10 protein-coding genes are annotated in these 15,098 nt (G+C 36.9%); 4 read left to right on the top strand and 6 right to left on the bottom strand.

All coding sequences use genetic code 11. The features are described 5' to 3' along the window. Positions 1 to 11: 11 nt before the first annotated feature. A complete protein-coding gene (locus PEDSA_RS13545) occupies positions 12 to 2,537 on the bottom strand; it encodes an outer membrane beta-barrel family protein (protein WP_013633717.1) in 2,526 nt (841 codons plus the stop codon). Positions 2,538 to 2,641: 104 nt separating this feature from the next. Here PEDSA_RS13545 and PEDSA_RS13540 point away from each other — a divergent pair, with 104 nt between their 5' ends. Both PEDSA_RS13540 and pgi read left to right on the top strand, forming a co-directional pair. Beyond that, the gene (locus PEDSA_RS13540) at positions 2,642 to 3,217 is read left to right on the top strand and encodes a thioredoxin family protein (protein ID WP_013633716.1); all 576 of its coding nucleotides are present in this window, start codon (positions 2,642 to 2,644) and stop codon (positions 3,215 to 3,217) included. Between the two features lie 77 nt (positions 3,218 to 3,294). Continuing rightward, entirely contained in the window at positions 3,295 to 4,935 is a 1,641-nt protein-coding gene (gene pgi / locus PEDSA_RS13535; protein WP_013633715.1) for a glucose-6-phosphate isomerase, read from the top strand. 142 nt (positions 4,936 to 5,077) lie between these two features. Here the strand turns inward: pgi and PEDSA_RS13530 are convergent, their stop codons facing one another. Next, a complete protein-coding gene (locus tag PEDSA_RS13530) occupies positions 5,078 to 5,656 on the bottom strand; it encodes a DJ-1/PfpI family protein (RefSeq protein WP_013633714.1) in 579 nt (192 codons plus the stop codon). 160 nt (positions 5,657 to 5,816) lie between these two features. On the opposite strand from PEDSA_RS13530, the gene PEDSA_RS13525 reads away from it, so the two are divergent. Both PEDSA_RS13525 and PEDSA_RS13520 read left to right on the top strand, forming a co-directional pair. Continuing rightward, complete coding sequence (locus PEDSA_RS13525) at positions 5,817 to 6,323, top strand: DUF2911 domain-containing protein (RefSeq protein ID WP_013633713.1); 507 nt, start codon at positions 5,817 to 5,819, stop codon at positions 6,321 to 6,323. Between the two features lie 298 nt (positions 6,324 to 6,621). Further along, complete coding sequence (locus tag PEDSA_RS13520) at positions 6,622 to 9,243, top strand: TonB-dependent receptor (RefSeq protein ID WP_052305825.1); 2,622 nt, start codon at positions 6,622 to 6,624, stop codon at positions 9,241 to 9,243. A 60-nt stretch (positions 9,244 to 9,303) separates the two neighbouring features. Here the strand turns inward: PEDSA_RS13520 and PEDSA_RS13515 are convergent, their stop codons facing one another. The 4 genes from PEDSA_RS13515 to dnaG form a co-directional block, all read right to left on the bottom strand. After that, positions 9,304 to 11,379, bottom strand: coding sequence for a M3 family metallopeptidase (locus PEDSA_RS13515; protein ID WP_245546761.1), 2,076 nt, complete (start codon positions 11,377 to 11,379; stop codon positions 9,304 to 9,306). A 132-nt stretch (positions 11,380 to 11,511) separates the two neighbouring features. Then, on the bottom strand, positions 11,512 to 12,576 hold the full coding sequence (locus PEDSA_RS13510; RefSeq protein WP_013633710.1) for a glutaminyl-peptide cyclotransferase: 1,065 nt from the start codon (positions 12,574 to 12,576) through the stop codon (positions 11,512 to 11,514). Further along, positions 12,557 to 12,922, bottom strand: a complete 366-nt coding sequence (locus PEDSA_RS13505; RefSeq protein WP_013633709.1) for a YraN family protein — start codon at positions 12,920 to 12,922, stop codon at positions 12,557 to 12,559. Before PEDSA_RS13505 ends, PEDSA_RS13510 begins: the two co-directional genes overlap by 20 nt. A gap of 1 nt (position 12,923) precedes the next feature. Continuing rightward, positions 12,924 to 14,864 carry a DNA primase gene (gene dnaG, locus PEDSA_RS13500; RefSeq protein WP_013633708.1) on the bottom strand — a complete coding sequence of 647 codons (1,941 nt, stop codon included), beginning with the start codon at positions 14,862 to 14,864 and terminating at the stop codon, positions 12,924 to 12,926. Between the last annotated feature and the right edge of the window lie 234 nt (positions 14,865 to 15,098).

The raw sequence follows: 15,098 nt of genomic DNA, 5'->3' as shown, positions 1-15,098 counted from the left end.
CTAAAAAGTTTTTAAAAACCCATTTCTTCATCTCCGCCAATGCCTGGTCTTTCATCTCCTTTTTTGCTTCTTTTTTGACTGCTGTTTAAATCCGTTTTTCCGAATCTGTAATTCAGACTGAAATTAAACATTCTACCTGCTCTTCTACGCTCGAACTCCTGAATAAAGTTTTGGTTATTGGTGTACATACCAAATTTCCTGCTGTTCAAGATATCTTGCATGTTGAAACCCAGACTGGCTTTTCTACCAAAAATATCATATTTTAAGCCAGCATCCAAACTCATCATCTCTCTCATCTTTCCTTGCGACGTTGTTCTTGGCGCCATATAGAAGAAATTTGCCTGAGCGGCCAATGCTTTCGTAATAGAAAGTGTTGAGTTTAAGCTTCCATTCCAGTTAAAACCATCGTTGTCGTTAATTCCCAGGCTTTCATCACCTTTAAAATACGATCTGAAAAGATTGATATTTCCGGTAATATTCCAACTTTTAGTAATATTTGCGCGACTAATTAGTTCCAATCCAGCCGATCTGCTTCTGGCAATATTATAAAACTCAGATATCGTTCCACCGTTTTGATCCGGGTTTTCTTTTCTGATACTTTGGACAACATCATTAACCTGTCTAAAATAGATCGAAGATGTAAAAGTTACCAATTTCCAAAACTTAGCGTAGCTAAATTCATAAGCGTGTATGTCTTCTGGTTTAAGGTTTGGATTACCTATACGGATATGGTATCTATCCGAAACGTCAGGGAAAGGATTTACCTGCCAGCCTCTGGGCCTGTTAACTCTTCTTGAATAACTTAATTGCAATTGGTTATCTCCTTTTAGCTTCTGAGTAAGATAAATACTAGGATAAACCCTTAAATAGTCTAATCTGCCAGAACTTCTCTGCATCACATTATTGTTGTCCAAACCAGAAATATCTGTATTCAAATACGCTTGCTCCGCTCTTAGACCTACTTGTACTCCAAAATTATCTGTAAGCTGGTTCTGGTAATTGGAATATACCGCGTGAACAATATCTTCCAGTTCGAAAAGATTGCTTAAAGTTTTATCCCTTTCGTAGATATTGGTGTTTAAAACTAATGTATCAGAAATTTGGTTTTCGTCGTTGTAGCGCATAGTCGACCTGTAGCCTAACTCCAGCTTACTCGTTTTAGAGAAAGGTCTGGTATAATCTAACTGAAAATTCCAGTTTTTGCTCTTCTGATCAATGTCATTTATTCTGTTCATACCAAATCTGTCGGCAGAAGGCGTATTATTGGCGTCGAAAAACTCTTGTACGATATTTTCGTATTGATCTGCTCTTCTGTTTCCAAATGAAATATTCGAACTTAATTCCTCTCCGTCAGTTTTAAATTTATGGTAGAAATCAAGGTTGATATCGTATCCTTTATTGTCTTCAGACTCGCGGTTGAAACCCGGACCTCTGTCCAGTATTTCGTTATTGTTGCCAAAAAACAGTTGATTAACAGAGTCGTGATTTTTTTCTTTTCTTAGATTTAGATTGCTTGACAGGCCTAAGCTTGTTTTTGGAGTAAAGAAGTATTCGCTACCAAATTTTATGGTGTGATTGCTGTCGAATCTGTTTCTAATTTGGGTAGATGAAGTAAAAGGATTGTTGCTGTTATTCAGGAATTGAGTAGAGTTAAATCCCGAACCGCGTCTGTCTCCCTCTCTATAATTATAATTTCCGGAAAGATTCCATTTTTCGTTTCTAAAATTAAGCCCGATGCCTGCATTATAGCTTTCGTATTTCCCGGCAGAAAGGTTTACATTTCCGTTCATACCGGCGTTTTTACTCCTTTTTAACACAATATTGATAATCCCTGACTGACCTTCCGGGTCGTATTTAGCAGATGGATTTGTAATCAGTTCAACTTTTTCTATCGCATTGGCAGGTAGCGATTGAAGTATAGCAGTTACATCACCACCACCAAAAGTAGAAGGTTTACCATCAATCATCACTTTTACGTTGTTTGTACCTCTTAAACTTATATTTCCATCCAAATCGACCTGTACAGAAGGAATAGTTGCCAATAGGTCTGTAGCTGTGCCGCCTTGCGTAGCTAAGCTTTGATCCGCATTGAAAACTTTTCGGTCAATTCCTAACTGTATAACATCTTTAGTGCCTGTAACAACAACCTCATTTAAAACAGAAGACGCACTTTGTTTTAATTTAAGTATTCCCAAATTCATGGAGTTATTCAAAGAAATGGTTTTAGAAAACGCATTGTATCCAATAAAATTGATGATAACTTTATAACTCCCTTTAGCTTTAATGTTTTTAAAAGAGAAATTACCATCAATATCGGTTTGAGTAGCCGCTACAGCCTGCGTTTCATTAGCTTTTACAAGACTAACTGTTGCGAAGTCTATTGGAATATTTGTTTTCTCGTCTACTGCTTTTCCTCTTAGTGTTAAGCCAGCTTGTGATGTGGGACTTGTCAGGGCCGTGTTATTTTGCGAGAAAGAGGTCAGATTAATAAAGAGCAACAATACAAATACGGTAACTTTGTTTCGGCAAAAGGTCATTTCGGAATTTAGTTTAAAATAAATCAAAAAAGTTATTAGACTAAGGGTTTTCTAAAAGGTTTAAGGGAATTGAAAATTATTGTGTTACATTTTTAAAGTATAATATGCAGTATAAAGAATACAGAGAGATTATAGACAATTTGTTGGCATCAGGAAAAACATCAGGAAACGATCATTCTGAATTTATGATCGAATATACGAAGATGAATGTTCATAGAATGAATCGGCTGGATAAAACCGTCGTTTTAAGTGAAGAGCTTGTGAATGCTATTCAAAAGTTGAATAAAGGATATAAATTTTTGGTTTTAACCGAAGCATGGTGTGGTGACGCTTCTCAGATTATTCCGGTTATCAATAAAATTGCTGAAGAATCCAATCAAAAAATTGAATTGGATTTGATTTGGAGAGACCAGAATCTGGAAATAATGGATAGATATTTAACTAATGGAGGAAGAGCGATTCCTAAATTGGTTGTAATCGACAAATCAAATGGTCACGAAATAGCAAGTTGGGGTCCAAGACCTATTCCGGCTCAGGAATTAATGGGTGAATTAAAGAGAGACAGCTCTCTTGGAATTGCCGAAATCTCTGAAAAATTACATTATTGGTATGCGAAAGATAAGACGCTAACCATTCAGCAAGAATTAAGTGCACTTATCGAAAGTTTAGTGTATATTTAAATAAAAATCGACATTAGAATTGTAACAATTCTTATATTGCGCCATTATTTAAATCACAAAATTTAAGAAAACTCATCATGTTGTCTAAAATCAATTTTACAGAAACTCAAGCTTACGAATATCTTGCTCATCACATGATGGACATGTCCGAGAAGCATTTAAGAGACCTGTTTAAAGAAGATCCAAAGAGATTTGAGAAATTCTCAATTCAATTTAACGATATATTGGTTGACTATTCTAAAAACAGAATAGATGACAAGACGGTTGCTTTGTTAATTCAACTGGCAAAAGAATGCAAATTGGACGAAGCGATTAATTCTATGTTTAGTGGAGAGAAAATCAACGAAACTGAAGATAGAGCAGTGCTGCATACCGCTTTAAGAAACAGAAGCAATTCCCCGGTTTATGTTGATGGTGAAGATGTGATGCCATTAATAAACGGCGTTTTAGCTAAAATGAAGAAATTTACGGAGGCTATTATTGGAGGAGAATGGAAAGGTTTTACTGGTAAGAACATTACAGATGTTGTAAATATCGGTATTGGTGGTTCTGACTTAGGTCCGGTAATGGTTACCGAGGCTTTAAAAGCTTACAAAACCCGCCTAAACTTACATTTCGTATCTAACGTAGACGGAACACATATAGTTGAAACGGTTAAGAACTTAAATCCGGAAACTACATTGTTCCTGATTGCTTCCAAGACTTTCACTACGCAGGAAACAATGGCGAATGCACATACAGCAAGAGAATGGTTTCTAAAATCGGGAGCAAATGAATCGGATGTTGCTAAGCATTTCGCGGCACTTTCTACAAATGTAGAAGGCGTAAGTAAATTCGGAATCGATACAGCAAATATGTTCGAATTCTGGGATTGGGTTGGTGGCCGTTACTCTTTGTGGAGTGCGATTGGTTTGCCAATTTCTTTAAGTGTTGGATTCGACAAATTTGAAGAATTATTAGCTGGAGCACATGAGATGGATAACCATTTCAAAACTGCTTCTTTTGAACAGAATATTCCGGTAACTCTGGCCTTGTTAGGTATTTGGTATAATAATTTCTTCGAAGCTGAAACACAGGCGATTTTACCTTATGACCAATATATGCATCGTTTTGCTGCTTATTTCCAGCAAGGCGATATGGAAAGTAACGGTAAGTATGTGGATAGAAGTGGAAAAGCAGTTCATTATGAAACCGGACCTGTTATTTGGGGCGAGCCGGGAACAAATGGCCAACATGCATTTTATCAATTAATTCATCAGGGTACTAAACTGATTCCTTGTGATTTTATTGCTCCTGCTAAATCGCATAATCCAATTGGAGAGCACCATACGCTATTGCTTTCTAATTTCTTTGCACAAACAGAAGCGTTAATGAATGGAAAAACTGAGGATGAAGTGAAAGCTGAATTAGCCGGAAAATCGCCAGAGGAAATCGCTAAAATTACTCCTTTCAAAGTTTTTGAAGGTAACAGACCTACGAACTCTATTTTGGTTAAGGAAATAACACCTAGAACATTGGGAAGTCTGATTGCAATGTACGAGCATAAAATTTTCACTCAAGGTGTAATCTGGAATATTTTCAGTTTCGACCAATGGGGAGTTGAATTAGGAAAGCAATTAGCTGGAAAAATTCTTCCTGAGTTGAGAAACGATGATGAGATAACTTCTCATGACGGTTCCACTAATGGATTGATTAATAAATTCAAGGAGTGGAGATAGAATAACGCTATTACGATAACATAATTAAAGTCCTTTTGAAGTGATTCGAAGGGACTTATTTTTTGCCGTTTATCTCAATTTACTTATGTGATTTTTATCGAGTTATCATAAAAGGCCGCTTGTTATAAGCGGCCTTTCCTTTTTAGCCATGGATAGAAATACCTAATAGCTTATAGAATTCTTTTAAAATGGCGGGATGCCCTGGCCAGGCTGGAGATGTTGTTAAATTGTGCTCTGTGATAGCCTGGTCAACAGGTATTTCCTTATAAGTACCACCAGCAAGGGTGATTTCTGGTCCCACGGCTGGATAAGCGGTTAATGTTTTTCCTTTTACTACATTAGCAGCAGTTAAAATTTGTATACCATGACATATTGCAGCTACCGGTTTATTTTCTTCAAAAAAATGGCGGGTATAATCCAATACCTTTTGGTTTAAGCGAATATATTCCGGAGCTCTGCCTCCGCAAACATATAAGCCGTCATAGTCAGAAAGATTTACGTCATCGAAACTTTTGTTTATAACGAAGTTATGCCCTCGTAATTCTGCATAAGTTTGAAAACCAACAAAATCATGTATAGCAGTAGCAATGCTGTCACCCTTTTTCTTATCTGGGCATACCACGTCAACTTGTAGTCCTACGGATAATAGTGCCTGATAAGGAACCATAATTTCGTAATCTTCTACAAAGTCGCCTGCTAGCATTAAAATTCGTTTACTCATAAGTGATAATTTATTTTTAACAAAATATACGAATAATTTTAAATAAGTACAGATTCCATTATTCTTTTGATGGTATTCTTACAAACTAACATAAATCGAAATTTAACAGACTTTTACAAGATATTCGCTTAAATTTAGGAAAAACTTAATACACAATTCAATGAAAAAGATCTTATTATGTTTGGTTATGGCTGTTGGTACTGTTGCTGCCAGCGCACAGAATAAGCCCGTTTTGAGTCCTCCGGCGACTGTTCAGGAAACGATAACTAAAGGAGCAACTGTAACTATAAATTATGCTCAGCCTTCTGTTAAAGGACGTACAATTGGTAACGAGATAGCTCCCTATGGCAAAGTTTGGAGAACGGGAGCCAATGCTGCCACACAATTTGAAGTAAGCAAAGATGTTACTGTAAATGGAAAAGAATTGAAAGCAGGAAGATATTCCTTGTTTACTATTCCTGGCGTTAAGGAGTGGACAATAATTCTTAATAAGACATGGGATCAATGGGGGGCATATAAATATGACGAAAAAGAAGATGCCCTAAGAATAACAGTAAAACCTGTAAAAGCAAAAGCATTTACAGAAAAAATGACTTTTACAATTGCCAAATCCGGCGATGTAGATCTTTTTTGGGGAGATGTGCAAGTAGGATTTAAAGTGAAATAATTACATTTTTATATTCGGCTTAAAAGGCTGTATCAACAAATGTGAATTGTTTTAATACTATAAAAGGGGGCATGTCAAATTGTGAGTGTAGGTTCTTTTTATAGCTTTAAATGATTCGAAACGTTGTTGCAGCCTTTTTTACTTGACATAAATACAGTAAGTCTATAGATTATATAAAAATTATTAATCTGATTTTCAGGCATTTATATTTTTTTCAGAACTAAGCATATACAAGGGATTATTTTTTGAAATACATTTGTCTACTATTTCTATAGATTATATGATTAATGCTAAACAAATGAAAAGAAAAATACAAACACGTAAATCGCAAAATAAAGCGCTTTATTTACTCATCCCTATCTTAATCTTAGCAAAATTTAGTTTTGCACAAAAAACAATTAGTGGTATTGTTAAGGATAAAGCAGGAGAGCCAATCCCTGCAGTAACGGTAATTATCAAAGGAACATCAACGCATGCCATCAGTGATGCCAACGGAAAGTTTAGCATTGTCGCAAAAAAGGATTTCCCTTTGGCCTTACAAGTTAGTTTGGTAGGATTCAAATCAAAAGATATAAATCTGACAGCCGGTTCAGCAACTGTAACAGAAATTACTTTGGAGGCTGACGATCAGTTGCTTTCCGAAGTTTCGGTGACGGCCAGACGTCGTAGCGAAATTGCGCAGGAAGTACCTATTCCAATTACAGTTATCGGAGGACAAGTGGCGGAAAATGCCGGAGCTTTTAACGTAAACCGATTAAAAGAGCTAGTCCCTTCTGTTCAATTGTACGCTTCAAATGCAAGAAACACAACGTTGAATATCAGAGGGCTGGGTTCGACATTCGGACTAACTAATGATGGTATTGATCCGGGGGTTGGATTTTATGTAGACGGAGTTTACCATGCCCGTCCGGCGGCAACATCTACTGATTTTATTGATGTTGAACAAATAGAAGTCGTAAGAGGTCCGCAGGGAACATTATTCGGGAAAAATACTACCGCCGGAGCATTTAATATTACTACCAGAAAGCCAAGTTTCATCCCAAGTTCAAAAGCGGAGTTAAGTTTTGGTAATTATAACTTTATGCAGGCAAAAGCAACGGTTACCGGACCAATAGCTAAAGATTTAGCAGCTAAATTATCTGTATCTGGTACGCAGCGGGATGGTACAATATGGAATCCTATAGAGGAACGCAAATATAGCGGACAAAACAACGTTGGTTTAAAAGGGCAAGTATTATATCTGCCATCGGATAAGTTGGAAGTATTATTGAGCGGAGATGTGAGTATTCAGCATCCTGCGGGTTATCCTTTGGTAGTAGCAGGTATCACTACAACAGAAAGAAGTGCTTACAGGCAGTATGCTAAAATTGTATCAGATTTAGGATATGAACTTCCTAAAATAAATCCTTTTTCCCGTGAGATTTATACAAATACGCCCTGGAGGCAGAACCAGTCCATTGGAGGTATATCTTTAAATATTGATAGAAAAATAGGAAACGGTACCTTGACATCTACCACTGCATGGAGATTTTGGAACTGGGATCCAACAAACGACAGAGACTTTACTGAATTTTCTGCACTTACTAAATCGCAAGGTAATTCCCGTCATGATCAATATTCACAGGAGATCAGATATGCTGGTAATATCACAGATAAATTGAGTGGTGTGGTAGGAGTATTTGCTCTTGGTCAGAACTTGCAGGGGCTAAGCCAGACCGAAGAGGTAGGTAGCGATCAGTGGAGATTTGTACAAACCAGCAATACAGGGACTCAGGCCTTATATAATCCTGCCAATACTCCGGGGTTACTAGACGGCTTTGGGATTAAAACAAATTCGACCATTAAATCTTTAAGCGCTGCGATTTTTGCTCAGGCAGATTGGGAGTTCGCAAATCATCTACACATTTTACCTGGTATCAGGTTTACATATGATAAAAAAGATGTGGATTATGATAGAAAAACTTATGGAGGTTTGCAAACTACCGATCCCACATTGTTGGATCTAAAAAAAGCTGTTTATACGAATCAAGCATTTAATATCAGTACAGATAATAATAACTTGTCTGGTAACCTTACATTGGCGTACAAGCCGTTGGACAAATTTAATGTATTCGCAACTTATTCTACGGCATACAAACCAGTGGGCGTGAATGTAGGTGGTTTGCCGACTACTTCTGCAGGTGAACCTGATTTATCTGTAGCTGTTGTAAAGCCAGAATATGTACAACATTATGAGTTGGGTATTAAATCAAAACCAATTGCTGGCGCTTTATTAAATATAACAGCATTTAATACTGATATTAAAGACTATCAAACCAATGTACAGTCTCCACAATTAGGTGTAAACAGAGGTTACTTAGCAAATGCGGAAAAAGTAAGGGTAAAAGGTTTGGAAATTGATGGTAGCTATCAATTGCAAAAATTCCTGACTTTAAATGCAGCTTTAGCTTATTTGGATGGTAAATATGTGAAATTTACAAATGCTCCTCTGCCTTTAGAGGAAACCGGACATACAGAAATAATTAATGGAGTTTCAACGCAGGTTGCGTTTAAGGATGCTTCGGGAGGTAGGTTGCCAGGTATTTCGAAATGGAATGTATCTGGGGGTACGGAGTTAAGTACTTCCGGTAATTTAATTTCTAAAGAAGGAAGATTTTTTGTTGCAGTTGATGCTACCTATCGTTCGGAATATTCCTCAAATCCAACGCCCTCGAAAGTACTGGTTGTAGATGGTTACTCGCTGCTAAATGGAAGGTTAGGATTCAGGTCTGAGAAATTCTCCATATTTGTTTGGGGAAGAAATATAACCGGTACAAATTATTTCGAACAGTTACAGGCAGCTGCAGGAAACTCAGGTTTATATGCCGGAGTATTAGGAGATCCGAGAACTTATGGAGCTACATTAAGATTCGGATTTTAAGCTTTCATCACTTCTCAATTATATCAAAAAGGCAGTCTGATTTCGGACTGCCTTTGTCTTTTATAAAGGTTTTTCCAAACCTCTGTTTTGCAATAAATACTTAATATCAGGTTCTTTACCTCTAAAGGCTTTGTAAAGATCCATAGGTTCTACTGTGCCACCTTTTTCCAGAATATTTTTTCTAAAGGATTCAGCAGTTTTTTGATCGAAAATATTGCCAGTTTCTTTAAATGCAGCAAAGGCATCGCTATCCAGAACTTCCGACCAGATATAACTATAATAACCAGCAGAATATCCTCCAGCAAAAATATGTTGGAAATAAGTGCTTCGGTATCTCGGTGCAATTTGTGGGATCAGGCCAATTTTTGCCATTTCAGTCTGTTCAAATTTACCTGGTTCAACTTGTTTTCCGGTGGGAAGCGAATGATAGGCCATATCCAGTAAAGAAGCAGCCAGATATTCTACTGTAGCAAATCCCTGATTAAATTTTGAAGCAGCATTCATTTTATCGATTAGTGCCTGAGGGATAAGTTCTCCGGTTTTATAATGTTTAGCATATTGATTTAAAACCTCTTTTTCGAAAGCGTAATGCTCCATAAACTGCGAAGGTAGCTCCACAAAATCTCTTGAAACTGAAGTTCCAGCTAAAGATTCAAACTTCACGTTTGATAATAAGCCATGTAAAGCGTGTCCAAACTCATGAAAAAAGGTTTCTACTTCGTCAGGAGTTAATAGTGCTGGCTCACTACCGTTTGGAGGCGTAAAATTGCAAACAATAGAAACTATGGGTGATACTTTCTTACCATTTGCAGATTGCTTTCTATAAGATGTCATCCAGGCACCTCCTCTTTTAGATCCTCTCGGAAAGAAGTCCATATAAAAGATGCCCACATGGCGACCGTTAGCTTCTTTCACTTCGTAAGCAACAACGTCAGGATGATATTTGGGGATATCTTTAACTTCGGTAAAGCTCAATCCATAAAGACGCTGCGAGACAAAGAAAATTCCCTGTTTAACTTGCTCGAGGGGGAAATATGGTTTTAACTCTTCGGCATCGAAATTATATTTTTCCTGTTTAACCTTATTGGCATAGTAAAACCAATCCCATGCTTCCAACTTTTCGCCCTTACCTTGCTTATCCATTATTTTCTGCATTTCGGTAGCTTCTAATTTTGCCACTGGTAGTGCGGCGGACCAAAGGTTATTGAGCAGATCGAAAACAGATGCAGGGTTTTTAGCCATAGTTTCCTGCAATGCGAAATCTGCATAACTATCGTAGCCCAAAAGTTTTGACCGTTCAGCTCGGAGAGAAACTATTTTAGCAACATTTTCATTGTTGTCAAATTCGTTGTTATTGTCTCCTTTATGCGTGTATGCCTTGTATATTTGCTCTCTTAATTTTCTGTTATCAGCATATTCCAGAAACGGCATTACACTTGGATTGTGTAATGTAAACTTCCATTTTCCGTTTAAATCGGATTCTTTAGCGACTTTTGCTGCATTGGTAATCAATCCTTCAGGAAGCCCGCTCAGATCATCCTTTTTATCAATAACCAACTCAAAGGCGTTAACTTCTTTTAGGAGGTTCTGACCAAATTTAACGGTTAAGGACGAAAGTTCTTTGTTGATATTTCTTAATCGCTCTTTGGATTTTTCGTCTAAATTAGCCCCATTTCTAACGAAAGACTTATAGGTTTTGTCTAAAAGTCTGGCTTCTTCAGGACTTAACTTTTCCTTAGCTACATTATCATGAATTTGCTTAACCCTTGTGAATAATTCCTGATTCAGAAAAATGTCATCCCTATGTTGGGCTAATTTTGGAGCAATTTCAGTTGATATTTTTTCCAGTTCGGGATTTGTGTTGGCGCTGGTTAAATTGAAGAACACCGTACTTACATTGTCTAAAAGTGTACCACTGTCTTCCAGTGCGACTATAGTATTTTGAAAAGTTGGCGTTGACCGTACTCTGTAAATTGCTGCAACTTTTGCTTTTTGCTGTTTCATAGCCTCTTCAAAAGCAGGCATAAAATGTGCTGGTTTAATGCTCTCGAACGGAGGAACCTGAAAAGGTGTATTATATTCAGAAAAAAAAGGATTGGCCTGTGCTAAAGCGCAGTTACTGTTTATTGTTGACATACTGCAAAAGAGTAAAAGTCCCGGAAAAAAATGCTTTCTTATCATACCCAATTTTTGATATAGTCACAAACATATCTATAAAAAGAAGGAGATTGAATCGCACTTTGTAAAAATGCTGTAGCAGAGCCGGCCTTAATGTTCTTTTAAAGTAATTTGATAAAGTTCTGACCATTTTTTTCCGGTAACAAATAGTCTTTTTCCTTTAGCGTCCCATGCAATGCCATTCAATACGTCCTGAGATTCATCTTCTACAGAGCCTTTTCTGATTCCAGATAGATTAATGTAGGCTTCTACTTCACCCGTTTTAGGGTCTATTATAGCAATTAGATCAGAAGTGTAGATGTTTGCATAAATTTTGCCATCAATCCACTCCATTTCATTCAGGTAATTTACAGGCCCTTTATTATCATAAACCTCGATAAATCCTTCAGGTTGATAAGTGTCTTTATTTAATTTGAAAATGCGATTGGTACCGTCTGTATTATAAATCACATTTCCATCAAAAGTTAATCCCCAACCTTCTTCTGCATGATTATAAGGGATGGTTCTCAGCAATTCGAAAGTGTTTTTATCATACTCAAACATCACTTTCTCTTTGTAAGTAAGCATCAGGATTTTGTCTCCAATTATCGTAATTCCTTCTGCAAAGTAGCGCTTGTCCAAATCAATTTGCTTAAGAACCTTACCCTCTACGCTTACTTTACGAAGGCTTGATGCTCCATACTCGCCATCACTTTCATAAAAAATACCATCGTGATATTCTAATCCCTGAGTATACGAGCTGGTGTCGTGTTTATATGTTTTTACAACATTAAACCCGAATTGCTTTGGAACCCTGGGCGTTAAAATGGTAATATTTGATTGTATTTCTTCTTCCTTTCCTTCGCTGAAAACTTTTGCAGATATTATACGCGTTCCCAGCGAAAGGTTGGATGTATTGATGTTGATATTTGATGTGTCTTTTTTTGTTTCGATGAGTTTTCCATCAACATAATATTGAACAGAATCCGGCAGATTTGCAGTTTTTACAAAAGCTTTAAATTCGTCTCCTAATTTATAAGTACTCCCACTCTCGGGGAACAAAGCAATACTTTCTGATTTTTTATGACTCTCTTTACAGGAAAAAGCTGTTAAAGCGATTAAAGGTGCTATAAATAGCGAGTTTAAAGTCTGTTTTTTAATAGTTCCAAAAAGCATCTTCTATATGTGTTATCTTAGGGTTTTCCGAATGTTTGTTGATTAATATGGATACGATATCGAATCTTATTTCTCCCTGATGCTGCATAATGTAAATATATTCTTCCGCGGCATCGCTTAACAATTTTTGTTTTTTATGATCGACAAACTCCTCGGGGCTTCCAAAGTAGTCTCCCGATCTGGTTTTGACTTCTATAAATATAATTGTTTTGTTTTTGTAGGCAATAAGATCTACCTCTGCTTTATTAAAGTGCCAATTCTCATCAAGGATTTCATAACCGTTTTCTTCCAGAAATAGTTTGGCTAACTGCTCGCCTTTTTTTCCAAAATCGTTATGAATTGCCATATTAATGAGAAACTACAGTGCCTAAATAATTAGAAATGTATTTTTCTACTTCTTTTAATTCCATATAATTTTTTACCAAAATCATAAGATTGGCTTCATCTTGCTCCTGTTGCATCTCTCTTTGCTTTTCCGCCATAAGCGCCAATACTTTTTTCTTTTTCAGATGAAAAATAGCACCCATAACGGTTGATTTTAAATGATCGGATTCATTTTTAACTGTAATGTTATGCATGTTATACCAGTTTTCACTTAAATTATAAGGACTGGTTAAAAGAGAAATCGCCATGGAAGATATCTCACGGTCCTGATGTTGCAAAAAATCTTTCTCCAGAGGTAATGTGCCTTTTTCTACTTCCTGGATATAATATTTAAGAATCTTATCTAAGGCCGCATTTGTAAAAGTTACATCGTTAAGATTCATAACAATATATGGTCCTATATAAGTATCCGTAATATCGTCCCAATTAACAAGATGATGACCATAGCTTAATAAAATACGGATCATTTCTTTTTCCTGGGGAAGATCTTCCTGTATACTTTGCCTGTTGTCGTCAAATAAATCAGGCGGCGGACCTTCTTCATAAAATTCAGGCGGAGGGAAGTTCGAGCCGGGCTGATTTGGGGCTTCCTTTTTTGATTTTGCAAGTCGGATTTTATTTAACTCCGATATCAAAATCTGCTCTTCCATTTGCAGCAAGCTGCTACATTCTCTGACATAAACAGAAGCCTTTATAGCGTCCGGAATTTTAGCAATACTTTCTATAACATCCCTGATAACCCCAGCTTTTTTGATAGGATCATTGGCGGCATCCTGCAACAAGATTTCCGTCTTGTAAAAAATGAAGTCTTTGGTATTAAGCTCTACATGCGTTTTAAACGCCGAAGCACCAAAAGTTTGAATATAAGAGTCCGGATCGTGACCATCGGGAAAAAGAACAACTTTAACATTCAAGCCTTCTTCCAAAATCATATCCAAACCCCTTAAAGAAGCCTTAATGCCCGCGGCATCCCCATCATACAAGATCGTTACATTGTTGGTAAAACGTCCGATTAGCTTAATCTGCTCTGTGGTAAGCGAAGTGCCGGAAGAAGCTACTACGTTTTCAACTCCTGCCTGATGGACAGAAAGAACATCGGCATAACCTTCTACAAGAAGACAATTATCCCTTTCCCGAATCGCTTTTTTCGCATGGAAAAGTCCGTATAGAACTTTTGATTTATAATAAATCTCGCTCTCGGGCGAGTTCACATATTTAGGGATTTTCTTATCGGTTTTTAGTGTTCTGCCACCAAAACCAATAATTCTTCCCGTAAAGTTATGTATAGGGAAAATGACACGCGTTCTGAACCGGTCATAGACGCTACCTTTATCGTTTTTAATAACGAGCCCGGTTTCTTCCAGAAACTCTTGTTTATAACCTTCGGCAGTAGCTGAATCGTAAAGAGAAGTCCATTCTTCTGGCGAATAACCTATTTCGAATTTTTTTAAGATATCTTCTTTGAAACCTCTTTCCTTAAAATAGCTTAAACCAATAGAACGTCCTTCGTCTGTATTCCAAAGTTTGTCGGCAAAGAATTTTGCAGCATAAGCCGTGGTAATATAAAGGCTCTCTCTTTTATCTGCTTCTGCCTTATATTCATCAGAAACTTCGATTTCTTCAACTTCTATGTTGTATTTATTAGCCAGGTATCTTAACGCTTCCGGGTAAGAATATTTTTCATGGCTCATGACAAATTGCAACGAATCTCCACCCTCGCCGCAACCGAAGCACTTGTAAATACCTTTAGCCGGGGAAACATGGAAAGAAGGTGTTTTTTCGCCATGGAAAGGACAAAGACCGATCATGCTTGTGCCTCGCTTTTTCAAATGCACAAAATCCCCAACGACTTCTTCAATTCTCGCCGTTTCTAAAATCCGCTCTACTGTTTCTTTCTTTATCATGCCTGAACAAATTTAGCAGAATTTAACAGGCTAATTCAATAAAACTTCAAAAGGTTTATTGAAGGTGTTGTCGCGATAGTTAATATAGATTTGATCTAAAATGCTTGGTTTTCAATCTTATTGTTTTCAATTTTTAAAAATTTATTATTTGATTAATGTGTTCATTTCCAGGTAGATATTTATAATAATAAATTTAATTACAGAAAAATGACTGAAACACACCACTGATTACAC

The organism is Pseudopedobacter saltans DSM 12145 (genome assembly GCF_000190735.1).
Taxonomy (GTDB): domain Bacteria; phylum Bacteroidota; class Bacteroidia; order Sphingobacteriales; family Sphingobacteriaceae; genus Pseudopedobacter; species Pseudopedobacter saltans.
Note: the sequence above shows the minus strand (reverse complement) of the source record. Positions and strands in the feature narration are given on the sequence as shown.